The 20,957-nt window shown below is 37.5% G+C and carries 17 protein-coding genes; 9 read left to right on the forward strand and 8 right to left on the reverse strand.

The features are described 5' to 3' along the window. Positions 1-128: 128 nt before the first annotated feature. The 6 genes from PHO43_RS07165 to PHO43_RS07190 are packed head-to-tail and all read left to right on the forward strand — an operon-like array spanning position 129 to position 6,237. Positions 129-506 carry a PaaI family thioesterase gene (locus tag PHO43_RS07165; RefSeq protein WP_074010688.1) on the forward strand — a complete coding sequence of 126 codons (378 nt, stop codon included), beginning with the start codon at positions 129-131 and terminating at the stop codon, positions 504-506. A 1-nt stretch (position 507) separates the two neighbouring features. Beyond that, positions 508-1,578, forward strand: coding sequence for an isochorismate synthase (locus tag PHO43_RS07170; RefSeq protein ID WP_045090306.1), 1,071 nt, complete (start codon positions 508-510; stop codon positions 1,576-1,578). Between the two features lie 13 nt (positions 1,579-1,591). Continuing rightward, positions 1,592-3,262, forward strand: a complete 1,671-nt coding sequence (gene menD, locus PHO43_RS07175) for a 2-succinyl-5-enolpyruvyl-6-hydroxy-3-cyclohexene-1-carboxylic-acid synthase (protein ID WP_288011747.1) — start codon at positions 1,592-1,594, stop codon at positions 3,260-3,262. Next, a complete protein-coding gene (menB, locus tag PHO43_RS07180; protein WP_045090308.1) occupies positions 3,259-4,080 on the forward strand; it encodes a 1,4-dihydroxy-2-naphthoyl-CoA synthase in 822 nt (273 codons plus the stop codon). The genes menD and menB overlap by 4 nt, the downstream gene beginning before the upstream one ends. A gap of 32 nt (positions 4,081-4,112) precedes the next feature. Further along, positions 4,113-5,171, forward strand: coding sequence for an o-succinylbenzoate synthase (locus PHO43_RS07185; protein WP_045090309.1), 1,059 nt, complete (start codon positions 4,113-4,115; stop codon positions 5,169-5,171). Then, complete coding sequence (locus PHO43_RS07190) at positions 5,164-6,237, forward strand: AMP-binding protein (RefSeq protein ID WP_288011749.1); 1,074 nt, start codon at positions 5,164-5,166, stop codon at positions 6,235-6,237. Before PHO43_RS07185 ends, PHO43_RS07190 begins: the two co-directional genes overlap by 8 nt. 16 nt (positions 6,238-6,253) lie before the next feature. On the opposite strand, the gene PHO43_RS07195 is transcribed toward PHO43_RS07190, so the two are convergent. From PHO43_RS07195 to PHO43_RS07205, 3 genes are all read right to left on the reverse strand, one after another. After that, complete coding sequence (locus tag PHO43_RS07195; protein WP_288009516.1) at positions 6,254-7,792, reverse strand: THUMP domain-containing class I SAM-dependent RNA methyltransferase; 1,539 nt, start codon at positions 7,790-7,792, stop codon at positions 6,254-6,256. Positions 7,793-7,871: 79 nt separating this feature from the next. Next, positions 7,872-9,392: a glycoside hydrolase family 10-like protein gene (locus tag PHO43_RS07200; RefSeq protein WP_053825876.1), complete on the reverse strand. Its 1,521-nt coding sequence runs from the start codon at positions 9,390-9,392 to the stop codon at positions 7,872-7,874. A gap of 53 nt (positions 9,393-9,445) precedes the next feature. Continuing rightward, a complete protein-coding gene (locus tag PHO43_RS07205) occupies positions 9,446-11,515 on the reverse strand; it encodes a cation:proton antiporter (protein ID WP_288011752.1) in 2,070 nt (689 codons plus the stop codon). 169 nt (positions 11,516-11,684) lie between these two features. Here PHO43_RS07205 and uvrA point away from each other — a divergent pair, with 169 nt between their 5' ends. Further along, the gene (uvrA, locus tag PHO43_RS07210; RefSeq protein WP_288011754.1) at positions 11,685-14,510 is read left to right on the forward strand and encodes an excinuclease ABC subunit UvrA; all 2,826 of its coding nucleotides are present in this window, start codon (positions 11,685-11,687) and stop codon (positions 14,508-14,510) included. Here uvrA and PHO43_RS07215 read toward each other — a convergent pair. From PHO43_RS07215 to dgt, 5 genes are all read right to left on the reverse strand, one after another. Beyond that, positions 14,461-14,823: a DUF2752 domain-containing protein gene (locus PHO43_RS07215; protein ID WP_288009525.1), complete on the reverse strand. Its 363-nt coding sequence runs from the start codon at positions 14,821-14,823 to the stop codon at positions 14,461-14,463. The genes uvrA and PHO43_RS07215 overlap by 50 nt on opposite strands. Before the next feature lie 53 nt (positions 14,824-14,876). After that, on the reverse strand, positions 14,877-15,266 hold the full coding sequence (locus tag PHO43_RS07220) for a CD225/dispanin family protein (RefSeq protein WP_052673215.1): 390 nt from the start codon (positions 15,264-15,266) through the stop codon (positions 14,877-14,879). Positions 15,267-15,285: 19 nt separating this feature from the next. Then, the gene (locus PHO43_RS07225; protein ID WP_052673216.1) at positions 15,286-15,840 is read right to left on the reverse strand and encodes a CD225/dispanin family protein; all 555 of its coding nucleotides are present in this window, start codon (positions 15,838-15,840) and stop codon (positions 15,286-15,288) included. Between the two features lie 11 nt (positions 15,841-15,851). Further along, positions 15,852-16,253, reverse strand: coding sequence for a DUF8479 domain-containing protein (locus tag PHO43_RS07230; protein WP_045090313.1), 402 nt, complete (start codon positions 16,251-16,253; stop codon positions 15,852-15,854). A gap of 279 nt (positions 16,254-16,532) precedes the next feature. Beyond that, a complete protein-coding gene (gene dgt, locus PHO43_RS07235) occupies positions 16,533-17,861 on the reverse strand; it encodes a dGTP triphosphohydrolase (RefSeq protein WP_288011755.1) in 1,329 nt (442 codons plus the stop codon). 175 nt (positions 17,862-18,036) lie between these two features. On the opposite strand from dgt, the gene PHO43_RS07240 reads away from it, so the two are divergent. Together PHO43_RS07240 and PHO43_RS07245 are read left to right on the forward strand one after the other, a co-directional pair. Further along, positions 18,037-19,962, forward strand: a complete 1,926-nt coding sequence (locus tag PHO43_RS07240) for an amidophosphoribosyltransferase (protein ID WP_288011756.1) — start codon at positions 18,037-18,039, stop codon at positions 19,960-19,962. Continuing rightward, positions 19,962-20,945, forward strand: a complete 984-nt coding sequence (locus PHO43_RS07245; RefSeq protein WP_045090316.1) for a PhoH family protein — start codon at positions 19,962-19,964, stop codon at positions 20,943-20,945. The genes PHO43_RS07240 and PHO43_RS07245 overlap by 1 nt, the downstream gene beginning before the upstream one ends. Positions 20,946-20,957: the final 12 nt, after the last annotated feature.

Genomic DNA, 20,957 nt, shown 5'->3' on the forward strand with positions numbered 1-20,957 from the left:
TATTTCACCAAAAACAGAGATACTGTTTATTGAGTAATTTCTATTATTTTATAGAGTAAAGAACATTCAGCTCATTATTTCGTTTTACCGATGTTATAACTATTTTTGCAGCTATAATTCAACTCGGTATGAGCGAAACTAATAATTTGATGGAGACACTGGGAATTACATTCACACATCTGTCCAGTGGAAAAGTAGAGGCTGTTATGCCCGTCACTAAAAGTGTATGTCAGCCATTTGGTATATTGCATGGAGGTGCAACTATTGCACTGGCAGAATCTGTTGCAGGCCAGGGTTCACTTTTTTTATGCACTCAGGATGAAAAGCCTGCAGGTACACAGGTGAGCTGTAATCATTTATCTGCAGTAAAAGAGGGAGATACTGTTCATGCCACCGGAACAATATTACATTTAGGCAAAACTACCCATTTATGGAATATAGATATTACCACTTCGGGTGGTAGATTAGTTTCATCTGTAAGGGTTTTAAACACCATACTAAAATAAAATGACCTTAAAGAACAGTTACCAAAAATTAGATTCACTTATAGAAAACGATGCCTGTTTTGCAATTTACAGGCTGCCTAACGAGTCATCGCCAAAGTTTGTAATGCAGAATAATGGTGAGATAAAACATTTCTATGATATAGAAGAGTTAGAAGAAAACAGAGGGTTTGTTATAGCTCCTTACAAGATAAAAAAAGAAACACCTGTTCTTATTATAAGACCTGATTGTACTAACTTAAATGATGCGGTAATTCCCGACAGACAAAATCCTGGAGTCGGATCAGAAAGATTCAAGCTTGACAACATTAACAGAAACGATTATAACAGACTGTTCGACCTGTTTTATATGCCATTGAAAGATGGGACTTTAAAAAAGGTGGTACTATCTCGTAGTAAGTCATTTGCCAGAAACAGAAACTTTTCTCCCGGAGCAAGTTTTTACAAGGCAATGGAAAAATATAAAAATTCCTACGTGTTTCTTTTCCACACTCCGATAAGCGGAACATGGCTGGGAAGTACACCGGAGATTCTGCTCTCAGGCAGGGGTAACTCATGGCATACTGTAGCACTTGCAGGAACTCAGTATCAGGTAAAAGAAAAAATATCGTGGGATGATAAAAACCTGAGAGAGCAGCATCTGGTAACATCATATCTTCTGAATCAGCTTTCATCCTTTAATATAAAACCCGAGATAAATGGTCCATATACCACAAAAGCTGCTAATCTTGCGCATTTGAAAACCGACCTTGATTTTACTTTACCTGAGAATGTTGGTCTGGGGAAGCTTATAAAATCACTTCATCCAACACCTGCAGTTTCAGGGTTGCCCAAAGAGGAGGCATTCGGATATATTGACATGTATGAAGGATATGATCGCCGATATTACACCGGATTTATAGGGATGATGAACAAAAGCTCTGATACAAACTTATATGTAAACCTAAGATGCATGGAAATAGGGAAAAGTTTGCTTACTTTGTTTGCCGGAAGTGGATTAGTTACCTCCTCAAACAGCAGAGATGAGTGGAAGGAGACGGAGCAAAAACTTAAAACAATGGCTAGTATTTGTTAATTAAGGCTTACAGATGTATTCAGATAAAAAAAGTGTTTTGGAACTTGTTGCTTTATTAAAAGCACACGATATAACTCAGGTAGTGCTGTCTCCCGGTTCAAGAAACTCTCCACTAATTCATTCATTTGCAAATGATGCTGACTTTACTTGCTATAGCATTGTAGATGAACGTAGTGCCGGTTTTTTTGCACTGGGAATTATACAGGCTACAGGCAAACCAGCAGCTGTTTGCTGCACTTCTGGCACTGCTACTCTTAACCTGGCTCCTGCTGTAGCTGAAGCATATTATCAGGAGCTGCCTCTGCTTGTATTGAGTGCTGACAGGCCTCAGGAGTGGATAGGTCAGATGGATGGGCAGACAATACCTCAGATCGCTGTTTTTGGTAAATTGGTAAACTGTTCTGTGCAGCTGCCTGTTGTAAGAAACAGTAGTGACTTATGGTATTGCAACAGGTTGATTAATGAAGCTATTTTAAATCTGGATAACAGAAGAAAGGGTCCTTCACACATCAATATTCAGTTAGAAGAGCCACTATTTAATTTTAATGTAGAATCACTTCCGGATACAAGGGTGATTCGCAAGTCTTCTCAGGAGTTCAAAATATCAGATCAGGATAATTACAGAGAACGATTTTTGAGCTTTGACAAAAAGATGATAATTGTTGGACAGCTTCCTCCTGACAACAATATTTCGGGTATTCTTAATGAATTAAGCTCTAAGTATAATGTGGTTGTACTGTCAGATCATCTCTCAAATATTTCTGACAGGGAAAACAGAGCTTATGAAGTGTTGTTAAGGACATCTACTGAGCAGGAAATGCTTGATTTATCACCTGAACTTCTGATTACAATTGGAGGACATACGGTTTCCAAGAGATTGAAAAATTTTATTCGCAAAGCTAAGGTTATTGAGCATTGGCATATATCACCATCTGGAGAGGTTATAGACACATATATGAGTGTCACAGATATTATTACAAGTGATAATGAAACATTCTTAAGACATATTTCAGGGGGAACAGATGCCTCATCAATATCCCCGGCATATAAGAATTTATGGAAAGATAGATGTTCTGTTTTTTCAGAACCGGATGCTGAATATTCAGATCTGTATGCAACAGGATTACTTCTGAACTCGCTGCCTGAAAATGTATCACTGCAGCTTGCAAACAGTCACTCCGTCTATCTGGCTCAACTATTTAATCTGCCTGCAGGTACTAAATGTTTCAGCAATCGTGGCACAAATGGAATTGAAGGTTCACTGTCAACAGCTGTTGGATATTCTGCAGCAGTTAACAGTATGACAGTATTGCTTACGGGTGACTTAAGCTTCTTTTATGATATTAATGGGATATGGAATCGTTATATATCTCCCAATTTAAGAATTATGATAAATAATAATGGTGGGGGTGGAATATTTGACACTCTGCCCGGATTAAATAATTCAGAAGCTTTAAATGATTATATTACTGCGGCCCACAACACATCTGTGAAAAGCTGGGCAGAGCAGCAAGGTTTTATATATTTATCAGCAAATAACTCAGATGAGTTACAAAAACAGATTTTAAAACTACTTGCTCCTGAGAGTAAATCTCCTGTAATTCTGGAGGTTTTTACTACTATTGAGAAGAACAGTTTAGAGATAAAATCATATTATCAACAACAGGAAAACAGTAAATTATGACAACAAGGAATTGGACAAAAATAAAGGAATATGAAGATATTCTGTTTGACTTTTACAACGGTATTGCCCGTATAACTATTAACCGTCCCAGATACCGTAATGCTTTTACTCCAACAACTACAGGGGAAATGAGTGATGCACTTCGCATTTGCCGCGAAATGGAAGAGGTTAGTGTTGTTGTTCTAACAGGTGCGGGCGACAAAGCATTTTGCTCCGGTGGGGATCAGAATGTGAAAGGCAAGGGAGGATATATTGGTAAAGATGGCGTTCCTCGCTTAAATGTTCTGGATGTTCAGAAACAGATAAGATCCATACCTAAACCGGTAATTGCAATGGTAAATGGATATGCAATTGGAGGAGGACATGTCTTGCATGTTGTATGTGATCTTACAATCGCTTCAGAAAATGCAATATTTGGTCAGACCGGCCCCAGAGTTGGAAGTTTCGATGCAGGTTTCGGATCATCCTATCTGGCACGTATTGTAGGTCAGAAGAAAGCCAGGGAAATTTGGTTCCTCTGTCGCCAGTACTCTGCACAGGAAGCCCTTGACATGGGTCTGGTAAACAAAGTTGTTCCTTTTGACAAACTTGAAGATGAGGTTGTTGAGTGGGCTGAAGCAATGATGAAGCACAGTCCCCTTGCACTACGTATGATAAAAGCAGGATTGAATGCAGAATTGGACGGACAAGCAGGAATTCAGGAACTAGCAGGTGATGCAACTATGCTCTATTACCTTACCGAAGAGGCTCAGGAAGGGAAACAGGCCTTTTTGGAGAAACGTGATCCTGATTTTAAGAAATTCCCTAAACTACCCTGATCAATAGTTATAATACTGTATGTAAATCAGTAATGTTTAAAATAGAAATTGTACCATATACATTAAAGTTTAAAAACCCTGCCGGCACTTCGCGTGGGGTTTATATTGATCATAAGGTATGGTACATTATTTTTAAAAACTGTAACAACCCATCACACATTGGTATAGGTGAATGTGCTCCACTACCCGATTTAAGCTGCGATTACAGTGATGAGTATGAACAGCAGCTGAAATCGTTTTGCAAGACAGTTGAAGAAAAACAGTTAGTCGACTCAGCCAGCCTTAAAAACTACCCCTCCATTCTTTTTGGTCTGGAAACAGCTATGCGTCATTATCAGCAGCAATCATGGCAGCTCTGGGATACACGTTTCAGCAGAGGAGAAGAGGGAATAAAAATAAATGGTCTAATCTGGATGGGTGACTTCTCTGAGATGAAGAGCAGAATAGAAGCTGCTTTAGAAAAAGGATTCAGATGTATAAAACTGAAAATAGGAGCTATTGATTTCAATAAGGAGATTGAGTTGTTAAAGTATATACGTCAACAATTCACCCCTGAAGAACTGGAACTTAGAGTTGATGCAAACGGAGGATTCAGTTATCATGATGTATTAGTCAAGTTAAATCAACTCGCCGAATTGAATATTCATTCAATTGAACAGCCTATAAAGGCAGGACTTCAGAAAGAGATGTCTTACCTGTGCCGGAATTCTTTAATCCCTATTGCATTGGACGAAGAGCTAATTGGAATAAACAGCTATGTGGAGAAAAAGAGTTTACTTACCACTATCAATCCGCAATATATTATCCTTAAACCCTCTCTGCATGGAGGCATAAGCGGTTGTGAAGAGTGGATTTCCATTGCTGAAGAGCTTGGAATAGGTTATTGGATAACTTCAGCATTGGAATCAAATATCGGACTTAATTCAATATCTCAATGGTGCTCAACACTCAACATCAGCATACCACAAGGATTGGGGACAGGATCTTTATACTTGAACAATACACCTTTGCCATTAGAAATTAAGGGAGAATATTTATGGTTTGATCCGGAAGGAAGTTTCCCCGGAATAAATAAAATTATAAATGGATAAGATTAAGATCTCAGGGAAGATTTTTTACAGGGAAGATTTCATGGGAGCAGAGATGCCACTCTACTTTAAAAGCTCAGGTTTCCTTGAGCAGATATACACTTTCCTGAATGAGTGGTTTTCTTTGGATAATAGAATAAAGCTTTTTACTTCAGGATCAACAGGAAAACCCAAAGAGATCATAGTAGACAAACAAAAAATGATTGAAAGTGCTGCTATGACCTGTGAATACTTTAAGCTGAAAGAGAATGACAGGGCTCTGCTCTGTCTTTCTACTGAATATATTGCAGGTAAGATGATGCTTGTGCGTGCAATCTACTGCGGTATGGATATATATCCTGTAACACCAAACGGTAACCCTTTGAGAGAGGTATCATCATCATTTGATTTTGCAGCAATGGTTCCTTTACAGGTATATAACTCACTTAATTCTGAGAAAGAGAGAATACGACTAAGTCAGATTAGCAATATAATAATTGGTGGCGGTGCTATTGATAAAGAACTGGAAGAGGATTTAAAGTTACTTCCCAACTCTCTCTTTTCTACTTATGGCATGACAGAAACATTATCACACATTGCTATTAGAAAGATAAATGGAGAGGGTGTATCAGATTTCTACACCCCACTTTCGGGAGTGAATCTGAAGTTGTCCGACAACAGTACACTTATTATTGATGCACCAAAAATATCTGATGCTCCTATTGTAACTAATGACATTGTTGAACTTCGGGATGACGCCACCTTCAGGGTTATAGGCAGAGTTGACAATATAATCAACACTGGCGGGATAAAGGTTCAGGCTGAAGAGGTTGAAGATACCCTTCAACCGTATCTAAAAGGTAACTATGCAATCAGTTCTGTACCTCACACTAAATTAGGTGAAGCAGTTGTACTGATTGTTGATAATATTGATGATAAATATCAGGCAGAAGAGTATGTAAATAAAATACTGCCTCGATATCAGCAGCCTCTGTATATAATCAATGTGGAGTCAATACCTATGACTGGCAATGGCAAGATTGACCGTAAATCGTTGAAAAAACTTGCTGAATTAAATATAGAGCTATAAAATGAACTATTTTCCTTTAATCTTTTTTCTTAGGTTTAAAGGATCGGGGACTCTTGCCTGAATCAGATCTGGAGCTTCTGCCAGAAAAGGAGCCTCTTTTTTCTCCATTACTCTTTCCGGGTTTGTCTTTACTCCTGGCATCAAATGAACGGCCTCCCTCTCCGGGTCTGCCTGTTTTGTTTTCCCTTTTTGGTCTATCCTCTCTCCAGGGCCTATTTTCTCTTACGGATTTATCCTCTCTTCCGTGACTGCCTTCTCTTCTCTGACTGCTGAAGTCGGTTCTGCCTTGCTCATCCTCCCCCTTTTCAGAGCGTCTTGAACGACGATATCCCTCTCTTGAGTTTCGCTCATTATGATAGTTGTCTTTTTTACCTTGTCTGGAATGATCTCTTTTTTCCTTTGGGAGCTCTTTTCGCTTTCCTGAGAATATTTCATACTCCCGCATTTCACATTCCAGTGGTCCGTTGTATAGAAAAAAGCGCCTGGAATGCTTTAATCCGACTGCATCGAACGACTCTTTACGATAACTGAGAATATATGCCCTGTAGCCTGCAAAAACATGTTTGAATCGTTCACCTATCATTGAGTAAAGTTCATCCAGCTCATCCACTTTTATACGCTCGCCATATGGAGGGTTCGTTATTATAATTCCTGTTTCTGCAGGAGCTTCGGTATATTGCTGTAAAGGCCTAACACTTAATTCGATATAATTCTTGAGACCAGCATTCCTTATATTCTTCTCTGCAATTGAAATCGCTTTAGATGAGATATCAGATCCAATAATAGGATATTTCATCTCTCTGTTGCCGGAATCATCATTATATATCTCACTAAAAAGATCTTTATCAAAGTCGCTCCATTTCTCAAATGCAAAACTTGGACGGTGAATTCCGGGAGGAATACCCAAAGCAATCATTGCCGCCTCAATTAAAATTGTACCAGATCCACACATTGGGTCGATGAATGCACTTTCACCTCTCCAGCCGGATTTAAGAATCATTCCGGCTGCAAGCACCTCGCTTAGGGGCGCCTCAGTCTGTGCGATTCGATAACCACGTTTATGCAGAGATTCTCCGGAGCTATCCAGTGAAAGTGTACATTTGTTATGTGATACATGTATATTCAACATAACATCAGGGTTTGTCAAACTCACTGAAGGCCGCTTTTCATATCTCTCCATGAACCAGTCGGCTATAGCATCCTTTACCCTGTATGCTACAAACTTTGAATGATTAAAGATATGAGAAAAGACCACTGCATCAATTGAGAAAGTAGAGTTGAGTGAGAGGTAATTTTCCCAGTTAAGCTGTTTAATTGCTTCATACACCTCATCAGCTGTTTCTGCCTTAAACTCATATATAGGTTTCAATATACGCAGTGCTGTACGGCAATGCAGATTAGCCTTGTACATCAAGGCATTATCACCTGTAAATGACACCATGCGAGTACCTATCACTACGTTATCTGCACCTAACCCGATCAACTCTTCAGCCAATACATCTTCAAGCTCTGCCAAAGTTTTGGCTATCATGGGAAATTGTTCGTTCTCTACCATCTGATTTATTTCATTCTATAATAATACTCTGCTATTTGTCATCTAACAGATTTCTGCGATGCAAAGATATAATTAATAATTATAGCTTTACTTTAATTTTTCTGACTTTTGACTCATTTCCAAAAGCATCTAAGGCAGTTACCACATAGGTGCATCTGCTTTCTCCTCCCTCATATGGCAGTAGTAAGAAATTATCCGGTGTTATATCTACAATATTTTCTGCTCTGTTTATATCTATTTTCTCTTTATCACGGAAGCGATATATCACAAATTTCTGTGCTGTTTCCGGATTTGAACTGTCCCTGTTATGCTCCCAGGTAAGAAAATGCATATCCTCGGTATAAACATTAGAGATTTTACTAACCTTTTTGGGTTTGCCATCATGCATATGAGTATATGCAGGGATTAATGACTTTGAACTATGGATATCATTCTTAAGTATTTCTGCAACACCGGCAAAATTATCAAGAATCTGATAACCATACCAGTAGCAGTTGCCATGAACCATTGGCAATCTCCTTGTTTGATCTATTTTTGTGTTAAGCTCATTTCTGTCGATACTCCTTTTAAGATCCTGACCAATATAGAGATGCTGCCCAAAGTTGTTTATACTCCACCAATTAAGCAAGGTTGTGTAGTCAGCTGCAGAGTGACCAATTTCCCAATATAACTGAGGCAAATTGTAATCTATCCATCCCTTCTCAACCCATAGTTTTATATCAGCATAAAGATCATCATAGTTTTGCAACCCATTTGTATCACTACCGTTTGGATCATTTCTCTTATTTCGGTAAATTCCAAAAGGACTGATTCCAAAACGGACCCAAGGCTTAGTGCCGGCAATTGTTAGTTTAATCTGCTGAATAAGAAGGTTTACGTTGTTGCGGCGCCAATCGCTCCTCTGGGATGGGGAGAAACCTTGAGAGGCAGCAAACTGCATAAAACTTTTATCATCAGGGAAAGGTTCACCTGCAATAGGATATGGGTAAAAATAGTCATCCATATGAATTGCATCTACATCATAACGTGTAACTATATCTCTAACCACTTCACAAATAAAAGTTCTGTTTTCGGGAAGACCCGGATCAAAAAACAACTGGTTACCATATTGTACAAATCTCTCAGGATATCTGTAAAAAATATGATTATTGGCAAGAGAATTGGTGATGTTTGTCTTTACCCTGTATGGATTAAGCCATGCATGAAGTTCCATACCTCGCTTATGACACTCTTCTATTATAAAGGCAAGTGGATCAAATTCAGGGTCATCAGGAGCTTTACCCTGCTGCCCTGTAAGAAATCTGCTCCACGGTTCAAGATCAGACTTGTAAAAGGCATCTGCTTCGGGACGTATTTGAAATATTACTGCATTAACCCCTGCTTCATCAAGTTTTCTTACCATTTCAGATAAATAATGCTTCATAGCAGCACTGTTCATCTGACTATAACGTGATTGCCCCACGGTTTGTATCCATGCTCCCCTAAACTCTCTTTTAGGTGCTGAGTCGGACTGATAAGCAAGTGTACTCTTAGAAGTACCACAGGAAGAAAGAAGGATTGTGATTGCACACAAGCAGACAAATAATAATTTTCTATTCATTACTATTAAGAAAAGATATTAAAAGGTAGTTATTATTTATTATTTCACATTTATCATGGAGTAAAAATAAAATCATCAGATTCCAGCAGTTCCTCAACTATATTACGTTTTGGATACACAACGATTTTATTGTGATTAGGGAAGCGATTCTCTAGTCGTGTTGGCAGACTCTCCAGGACCGGGATATGAGAAATATAACCCTGATGTGCTGAGATAAGAACTATTAAATCATTCTCTTTAATTTCATTTCCGCAAGACATCGGGTTATCCCAATCTGTGAATTGTTTAAAAACAATGTTTCCTGGTTTTTTATGTGATGAGATAACCTTATATGTTTGTGGATCTCCCAAAAGCAATATTGGAATAGAAAGTTCTGTTGAGAGCTTGGTGATCTTTTTAACCCACAATGAAAAGCCATCCTCTTTCTCGGCTAATGGAGGAGACAGAACAACGATCCTTTTATGAGTAATTAAATTTTGTTCCAGATGACAAACAAATAAGTTTTTATCTAAATTCTTAACTATCTGCTCTATTCTCTCCCCAAGCAGTTTGTCCCAGATACCTGCCTTTCCCGGCCATCCAAGAATTACCAGATCGGTCATCGTTTCTTTTGCAATTCTTGCAATTCCATCAGCTGGATTATGATCTATGGTAGTAATAATATCCACGTCCACTTCTGCTGCGGTTGCTGTGGAGATATATACCTGAAGCTGTTTTCTGAAATTGACAATATTTTTTTCAACCTCCTCATTATTCACCATCACCCCAAGGAGGGAGATAGAGTTGACCGATTTTTTATCCTTCAGCAACATAGCTAACTCAATGTGGTGACCAATATTTAATGGGTTTGCTATTGGAACAAGTATCTTCTCCTGTGCAAACTCTCCCATTGCAGCAGGTGTTAAAGGTGCATCCTCCTCACTTCTGGCAATTTTCTTTGCTGCTTTTTGAGTAACCAGTGTTGCAATCAGACATGTTATAAGTATTAGTATAATTGTTCCGTTAAGAATATATTCATCCAATATCTCTGCTCTGTAACCAACAAGTATAATTGCAAGGGTTGCGGCTGCGTGTGAACTGCTCAGACCGAATATAATATTTCTCTGAACAGAACTATATTGAAAAGATTTTTGTGTAGCATATGCTGCGACCCATTTACCGGCTAAAGCTACAATTGTTAGTGTAACAGCAACAATCATGGTCCAAAGTCCATCAAAAACTATAGACATATCAACTAACATACCGACCGAAATAAGGAAAATTGGGATGAAAAGTGCATTCCCAAAGAATTCAATCCTATTCATCAATGCAGATGAGTGTGGAATTAACCTGTTTAATGCCAGTCCGGCTGCAAAAGCACCTATAATAGGTTCAATGCCACCAAGCTCAACAAGAAAACCGGAAGCAAATACAATAAACAGAACGAATATAAAGTTGGAGTATTTCTCTGAATCAGCTCTTTTAAAGAACCACTTCGCTATTTTTGGTACCACCATAAAAATGATAACGGAGAATACTGCAAGTGAAATCAGAAGTCTTATTAGGAATCCAATCTCCAGACCGCCATCACTGTTGGATAAAATGAGGGCCAATATTATTAGTACTGCTGTATCTGTAAGTATAGTACCACCTACTGTTATTGCTACTGCCTGATTACGGGCTACCCCCATTCGGCTTACAATAGGATATGCTACTAATGTATGTGTTGCAAACATACTTGCAGTGAGTAAACTTGCATTTACATCATAGCCAAGAAGGTAGTGACATATTGGGAATCCGATTATTATTGGAAGAATAAATGTGAAAAATCCAAAAGTGAGACTTTTATTCCTGTTCTGGATAAACTCATTAAAATCAAGTTCCAGACCTACAATAAACATGATGTAGAGTAAACCTATAGTAGAAAACAACTCTACACCGGCATTATTATTATCTATCCAGTTTAATCCATAAGGACCAATTATTACTCCTGCAATAATCCAACCTATTATACTGGGAACATTAAAACGTTTAAGTAGTATAGGAGATAAAAGTATTATCAACAAAAGAATAGCAAATATCAAAACCGGATTATCAATCGGGAATTTAAGCTCGTTATGAACAAGAGAAAGTAATTCTACCATTGAAATTGATTTTGGGTTTCTTAGTATAATACTAATACTTTAATTCATCGTAATAGGACAAATTTAGGTAAAATATTTTGATTTATTTGACAGTAGCATCTTTTTTGGAGACTTTAAAGTGATTACCTTTGCAGGTTACGTTTTCGTTTTAAGTCACTATTTTCTAGGTATGAGTAATCACAAACAGATCGAAATAAAAGGGGCACGTGTCAATAATCTCAAGAATATTGATGTGAATATCCCACGCAATAGCTTCACTGTAATAACAGGACTATCAGGTTCTGGTAAATCATCACTAGCATTTGACACTTTATATGCAGAGGGTCAGAGGCGATATGTTGAAAGTCTCTCGGCTTACGCTCGTCAGTTTCTTGGCAGGATGAACAAGCCTGAGGTTGATTATATAAAAGGTATTCCACCGGCAATTGCAATTGAACAGAAGACCACTTCACGAAATCCCCGATCTACCGTAGGAACCTCAACCGAAATATATGAATACCTTAAATTACTATATGCCAGAATTGGTAAAACAATATCACCTGTAACAGGTACAGAGGTAAAAAGACATTATGTACAGGATGTTATAGACAAGATGTATCAGTTCAGGGAGGGCACCCGAATGGCTGTTTTAACCCATATCCAGCTGCGAAACAACCGTGATTTGCGTGAGCAGCTGGAGATATTAATGAAAGAGGGGTTCACTCGCCTGGAAGTTGGTGAACAGTTTTATCGAATTGATGAATTACTGGAACAGAAGCAACTACCACCTAAGGAGGAGATACTTCTTGTGATTGACCGACTCTCATGCTCTTCTGACAAGTCAACCGTTAATCGCCTGTCTGATTCTGTTGAGACTGCATTTCTTGAGGGTAACGGTGAGTGTCTGGTACGTTTCTGGGGAGAAAACGGAATTGAATCTTTTCAGTTTTCAAATAGATTCGAGGCTGATGGTATTACTTTTGAGGAACCAACAGAGATGATGTTCAATTTTAACAGTCCTGCCGGTGCATGTCCAAAATGTGAAGGGTTTGGAAAAATTGTAGGTATTGACGAAAATCTGGTAATTCCTGATAAAAGCTTATCAGTACAGGAAGAGTGTGTAAAATGCTGGAAAGGTGATAAAATGAGTGAATGGAAGAACTATTTTGTAAACAATGCTTACAAGGTTGATTTCCCTATTCACAGGGCATACTATGATCTGAATGATGAAGAAAAAGATATACTTTGGAATGGTCGTCATGAGCATGATATCTATGGTATAAATGATTTCTTTGATATGCTGGAAAAGAATCTGTATAAAATACAGAATCGTGTTATGATGGCTCGATACAGAGGAAAGACAGAATGTAATGTATGTAAGGGCACTCGACTAAAACCGGAGGCACTGTTTGTAAAGGTTGGAGGTAAATCAATTACCGAGCTTGTGTTGATGCCGATAACCGAGCTCAGAGAGTTTTTCTCATCCCTGTCACTTGATGAAACAGATGCTGCTATATCTGAAAGATTACTTACAGAAATAAATAATCGCATTCAGTTTTTATTGAATGTTGGGTTAGGATATCTGACATTAAACAGGTTATCAAACACACTTTCGGGAGGTGAAAGTCAGCGTATCAACCTGGTGTCATCATTAGGAAGTAGTCTTGTTGGCTCATTATATATTTTGGATGAGCCAAGTATCGGACTCCATTCCCGCGATACATATCTTCTTATAAACGTTTTGAAGGATCTGCAAAGACTGGGAAATACAGTTGTTGTAGTTGAACATGATGAAGAAATAATTCGTGCAGCTGACTACATAATAGATATTGGTCCTAAAGCCGGCCGTTTAGGTGGTGAAGTAATATACCAGGGTGAAGTATCTGAGCTTAAAGCGAAAAGCGATAGCTATACAGTTAAATACCTGACAGGGGAAGAACATATAGATATCCCGGATGCAAGACGTAAATGGAATAATTATATTGAGGTTAAGGGAGTGCGTCATAATAATCTCAAGAACATCAATGTGAAGTTCCCATTAAATGCAATGACTGTAGTAACAGGTGTTAGCGGTTCAGGTAAATCCTCACTTGTTAATGATGTGTTTTACAACGCACTGCAGCATCACTATAAGGGTACTGCGCTTGAAAGGGCTGAGTTTAGTGGAATTGGTGGCGACCTGAAATTGGTGAAGTCTGTTGAGTATGTTGATCAGAATCCTCTTGGTAAATCATCTCGTTCCAATCCTGTTACCTACCTCAAAGCTTTTGATGAGATTAGAAAGCTTTATGCATCTATGCCACTGTCTAAACAGATGAATTTTACACCTGCATATTTTTCATTCAATGTTGAGGGTGGCAGATGCGAAGAGTGCAAAGGAGACGGCACCATTACAGTTGAGATGCAATTCATGGCTGATATAAAACTGGAATGTGAAACATGTCATGGAAAGCGTTTTTCGGCCGAGGTACTAGAAGTAGAATATAAAGGTAAATCAATTTATGATATACTCGAGATGACTGTTGATGAGGCAATTGATTTCTTTGGGAATCAAAAAGGTGCTACTGAAAAGAAAATCACTAAAAAAATCCAGCCGCTTCAGGATGTGGGATTAGGATATATTAAATTAGGTCAGTCCTCATCAACCTTATCAGGTGGTGAAAACCAAAGGGTAAAACTTGCGTACTTCCTGGGTGAAGAGAAAGACTACCCTACAGTTTTCATATTTGATGAACCTACAACAGGATTGCATTTTCATGATATCAAGACTCTGCTTAAAGCTTTTAACTCACTATTAGAGAGGGGACATACCGTAATTATAATTGAACATAATATGGATGTTATAAAATGTGCTGATCATATTATTGATATAGGTCCTGAAGGAGGCAACGGCGGTGGATATATTGTGTGTACAGGGACACCTGAACAGATATCTGATTGCAAAGAATCGTATACTGGCAGGTTCCTTAAGGAAAAATTGAAAAATGACAGTTCCTTAATATCCAAAAAAGGATAATTATAACCAATATCACTACAGCAGAATATCTGCCAAACAATATTCTGAATAGTCGTTTGTTACGCTTCTTCCCACCTAAGTGCTCCATATATATGCCCATAAAAACATAGGGTAATGCAAATACCATAAATGCATTATATTTTAATGCAGAAGCTATATTTAAATGCAATAGCTGGTGAATTGCCCTTTGTGTGCCACAACCGGGACACTCATATCCGGTGAGGACAAGAAAAGGACATTTGGGAAATATCGGCTCTGTTTCCGGATTAAGGTTATAAAACAGATAAAGTGCTGCCATTAGTAATAAAACCATGACAGCACCTAAAATTATTTTATATCTTTTACTCACTTATGTAGTAAAGTATATTAAAAATTATATCCACTAGCATTGTTTTCAATGATATCTTCAAGATATGAAGGCATATTTCCTGTTGACATCATTACTATCCACATAATTATTGAAATCAATCCTAATACAAAGGCAATCAGAGTCCATGTTTTAGCGCTCTTTGCACATTTCTCTGCCTCAGTATATTTTTTGTTATAGTAAAGAACATCAACTTTTGCCGCGTACACGATTCCTACAATTCCTAAAACATTACAACAAAAAAGTGTTGCTACAATTGACTGCCACAACCAGTTACTTGGCTTTAATGGGGGTATTTCATCATCCTGATTTAAAGCGTTGGATGTGAAAGGAGGCGGAGGAGGTAATTGAGAATCCTGAACCGGAGGTACACTATTATTATCTTCCATTAGATATATAATTAAATTATTATAAATCAATTAAATCTCCCATACCTGCAAGATTGAAACCCAGAATTCCAAAAAGCAGCAACATTGAAACTGCTAACAAAATCACCCATGCAATAAAAATCCAGAAAGTGATTTTAGTCCATTTTCCGGCTGTGCGTGATGACTCCATAGCTGCAGTATAATCCCCTCTGTTATAGAACGACTCAACCTGAGCAGAATACACTATTGCAATAATTCCTAAAAGACTTAAGAAACTACCACAGAACATAAATGGAAGGATTGTTACAAGTATTGATTCAATCAGCCATGTTTTTGGCATAATATTTCTGTTCTCTTTATCAAATGGTGCATTTCCCCGGGTAACTGGAGCTGCAGGTTGATCGATACTACTTTGCACATCCTCACTATGCTCAAAAATAAATTGCAGTTCACTGACCTCATCTGCTCGTTTCCAGTTTTCCATACCTTGTGTCCAGACAAGCGTCTCTCTCTTGATGTTTTCACTCCTAAGCTCTACGGGAGAGAAGGTACCTCTCTGCTTACCGGTTTCATCTATAAAAAAATAGTGATTCATAATATATAATTTTACTGGTAATCTTCGGGATTTATTTTTAACAAACGGATAATATTACTATCCTCATCCTTATAAACATACTCGATTACAACATTGTTTTTTCTAAAAAACTGCAATTGAGGATTTGTTGAGAACTCTTTTCTTATAGCATCTTTCAAACTATTTGATACTTCCTGAATTAAAGAATCAGGATTTGAAATATTCAGAACTGTATAATTGTAGCTGAAAACATTGTCATCACTAACTGCAGCTCTATCGAAACGAGTATACTGATCTAACATAACAGGTGCAGAAATATTAAGATCTGCAGCCATTTGTGTAAGCTCCCTATTTATTGATTTTTCATCTGATCTGCACTGTATAAGCATAAAAAATATTAAAACCGGGAGTAATATATTGACTGTTTTTTTCATTAGAATATATTAATACACAAAAATAAGAAAGTTTTGACAATATTAAAAGAATGTTTATAAAGAATGGAAAAGATTCAAATATGTTTAATTTGGTTATCTTAATACCTTATTTCATGTAATTTGGCAGAATGTCTCACGACATCCTGCCAAAAATGTTAACCTTAAATCTAATACTATTATGAAAAAACCACGAAGCAAATATAAAAAAGAATTTAAAACAAACCAAATTTTTTCAATAAAAAATCATAAAATATTTTATAATTTGAAATTATATTAATTTTATACTATTGGTAGTCCAATTCCTGTTAATTTATGATACAAATCCAAGGCATAAACATCTGTCATTCCAGAAATATAATCGATAACGGACTGAATTTTGCTATAAAGTGAAGGCGAATCTGTTTCATATTGTTCAGGAATTCTGTCTAAAAGTAATTTAGAGTAGGTGTGATCCGGAGTTAAAATAGCATTAGTAAAAGTTTCCAATAAAAAGCCAATAATTCTGTAACCTGCTAACTCAACATCAAGAACATCTTTTGAACGGTATATTTTTTCAAATGCAAATTCGGAACAGGTTTTATATGCATTCTTGACTCTTTCAGGGAGTTTCTTTATCAGTGATCCCTCAAACTTTCCACTGAGAATTAAATCCTCATTTTCCATAAACACTTTTGTGCACTCTGCAACCAGAAGACCTATTACACTTGCCCGTAAATAGGCTATCTGCTCGTTCAAATCACTAACAAGTGATAAATTACTAAGTCTTTTTTCTCGTCTCTCAGAATCAAAGAAACTAAGCAGCAACTCCTTTGCTTTCTCTGTTGAAACCAGGTTGAGTTTGTGTGCATCCTCAATATCCATAATCTGATAACAGATATCATCAGCAGCTTCAACAAGATATACCAATGGGTATCTTGCAAATTTCAGAGGGTTTGAATTTAGTTTAATTATACCAAGACTATCTGCTATTTGTGCATAATCATGCTCTTCAGATGCAAAAAATCCAAATTTATTTTTTCCTCCGCTCAGTTCAGAAGAATATGGATATTTTACTATGGATGCCAAAGTGGAATATGTCATAACAAATCCACCCTCTCTCCTGCCTCTGAACTTATGCATTAGCAGCCTTATGGAGTTTGCATTTCCTTCAAAACAGGTGAAATCGCTCCATCGGCCTTTTTCATCTTCAACAAGGGATTGAAGTGAGCTACCCTTCCCCTCCAGGAAAAATGTTGAAATGGCTTCTTCTCCCGAATGACCGAATGGGGGATTACCCAGATCGTGAGCAAGACAGGCGGCAGAGACTATTGAGCCAATCTCTTCGAAATGCGCTTTTGAGTCTTGATGTCTCTTACGTAACTCGCGACCCACATTTTCTCCTAAAGATCGCCCTACACTTGAGACTTCCAGACTATGAGTAAGCCTGTTATGAACAAATACACTTCCGGGTAAAGGAAAGACCTGCGTCTTATTCTGCAACCTGCGGAACGGAGAGGAAAATATCAATCTGTCATAGTCACGCTGATACTCCGTGCGCTCATGCTCTTTTAGATTTTTATAGTTTTCCAGCCCGAATCTTTTTACTGATAATAACTGCTCCCAATTCATAGTTGATCAAATTCTTACTCTGACAAAGATAAAATAAAAACGACTCCCTAACAATCTATACTCAAATGTAGTTTTGACATTATTTCTCAATAATATCATTCAAAAAAGATTATTTTATCCCTGATAAAGATTAAATTTGTATCTTCTTTAAGGAAAGATTGACAATTACAAACTAATGACAGACATCATCAAACATGAATGTGGTATTGCAGTAATCCGATTACTCAAACCACTGAATTATTACTACAAGAAATATGGCACATGGCAGTATGGACTGGATAAGCTCTATCTGCTTATGGAAAAACAACATAACAGAGGACAGGAAGGAGCCGGTCTGGGTGCTGTAAAACTGGAGTCTACACCAGGAAATGAGTTTATTTACAGAGAAAGGGCTGTTGGCTCCAGTGCAATATCAGAAATATTTTCTAAAGTACATTCTTCTTTCACCGCTTTTAGTCCCGAACAATTAAACGATATTGAGTTCGTTAAAAAATCGGTCCCTTATGCTGCTGAACTTTTTATAGGACATCTGCGCTACAGCACTACAGGGAAAAGTGGTCTGACCTATGTACATCCTCTGTTACGACGCAACAACTGGGCATCAAGAAACCTTGCACTGGCAGGAAACTTCAATATGACAAACGTTGATGAGATGTTTCAGCAACTGCTCGAAGAGGGACAACATCCGCGTGACTACGCAGATACTTTTGTTATGCTGGAGTCAATAGGGCATTATCTGGATAGAGAGGTTCAGTACCAATATGACCATGTTGATAAAAGCAACTTGAATGGTCAGGAAGTGAGTCACATAATAGAAGAAAAACTTGATATCCCTTTCCTGCTAAAAAGAGCTACTAAAAACTGGGACGGAGGGTATGCTCTTTGTGGACTGATTGGCTGTGGGGATGCCTTTGCATTAAGAGACCCATGGGGTATAAGAAGTGCTTTTTATTATCATGACGATGAAGTGGTGGTTATTGCATCGGAACGCCCCGTTATACAAACAGCATTCAATCTAAAAAAAGATGATGTTAAAGAGTTGCAGCCTGGAGAGGCTATTGTGATTAAACGCAATGGCAATATCAGTCTCAATCAGATCCTGAATAAAAAAGAAAAAATAACTCCTTGTTCTTTCGAGCGAATTTACTTTTCACGTGGTTCAGATTATGATATATACAGAGAACGAAAGAAGTTGGGAGAACTGCTCGTTCCTGAAATTATTAATGCTATTAATGATGATTTTGACAATACAGTTTTTTCATTTATACCAAATACTGCAGAGGTGGCTTATTATGGTATGCTTGAAGGACTCGAAGATCATTTCAACTATAAAAAAGCAAAATATATTCTTGAAAAAGGAAGCTCCCTGAGTAAAGAGGAGATTGATAGAATTCTCTCAAAAAGAGTAAGATCTGAGAAAGTGGCTATTAAAGATATAAAATTGCGTACTTTTATAGCTCAGGGAACGTCAAGAAATGATCTTGCTGCTCACGTTTATGATATAACTTACGGATCACTCAGACGAGGTGTTGATAATTTGGTAATAATTGATGATAGTATTGTCAGGGGAACAACTCTTAAACAGAGTATTATCAAAATACTTGACAGGCTGGATCCTAAAAAGATAATTATTGTATCTTCATCTCCACAGATCAGATATCCCGACTGCTATGGTATTGATATGTCGCGAATGAGTGAGTTTATTGCTTTTAAAGCAGCGATAGAACTTCTGAAAGAGCGTGGAATGCAACATATAATTGACGAAACTTACGAGAAATCTGTAAAGCAGTTACATAGAAAAAAAGAGGAGATAGTAAATTATGTAAAGGATATTTACGCTCCTTTCACCGATGAGGAGATATCGGCAAAAATTGCTCAGATGCTAACATCAAAGGATATAAAAGCAGAAGTGCAAATAGTTTTCCAAAAGATTGAGGATCTTCACAAAGCTTGCCCAAATAATAAGGGTGACTGGTACTTCTCGGGCGATTACCCTACTCCTGGTGGTAATAGGTTAGTAAACAGTGCTTTTATTAACTATATTAATGGACAGGAGAATAGAACTCACCAGTTTACACTGAATTTCTCAAATAAAGAATAATGATTGAGCGAATTATCATATTAGATAATGTGGATCCAATTGTATTTTTTGGGATTAACAACAGTAATTTGCAATTATTGAAAACATTATACCCAAAACTACGAATGGTAGCCCGAGGGAATGTGATCAAAGTTATTGGCGATGAGGATGAACTTATTGCTTTTGAGGAGAAAATTCATGAGCTGGAGAAGTTCAGTGTGGAAATGAATGTTCTTAAGGAAGAGAATATTATTGATATAGTAAAGGGTAAAGCTCCTTCTGTAATTAATGTTGATAATCTCATAATTCATGGGCTAAATGGAAAACCGATACTTGCTCGTACTGCAAATCAGAAAAAATTGGCAGAAGAGTTTGATGTAAATGATATGGTTTTTGCAATTGGTCCAGCCGGTTCCGGAAAGACATATACTGCAATTGCTCTTGCTGTACGTGCTTTAAAAACCAAACAGGTTAGAAAGATAATTCTTAGCCGACCTGCCGTGGAAGCTGGCGAGAAACTGGGCTTTCTGCCTGGCGATATGAAGGAGAAAATAGATCCATATCTGCAGCCGCTCTATGATGCTCTTGAGGATATGATCCCACCTTTGAAGCTAAAAGAGTATCTGGAAAACAAGATAATACAAATTGCACCACTTGCATTTATGCGTGGACGCACTCTTAACGATGCTGTGATTATTCTGGATGAGGCGCAAAATACAACAAAACCTCAGATAAAAATGTTCTTAACCAGACTGGGACTTAATGGCAAAATGATCATAACGGGTGATATTACTCAGATTGACTTGCCACGTACACAACAGTCAGGGTTAATTCATGCTATGAATATTTTGCGTCATATAAAAGGTATTGCAACTGTTGAGTTCAATAAAAAAGATATAGTCAGGCATAAGCTTGTCCAGAGAATTGTAGAAGCTTATGAAAAAGAGACTGAGTCTGTTAAATCATTTAAGTCACAAGAATCAGAAACCGCTGACGGTGAATAAAAATTAGAAATT

Origin of the sequence: Lascolabacillus sp. (assembly GCF_028696275.1) — a bacterium.
GTDB lineage: Bacteria > Bacteroidota > Bacteroidia > Bacteroidales > Dysgonomonadaceae > Proteiniphilum > Proteiniphilum massiliensis.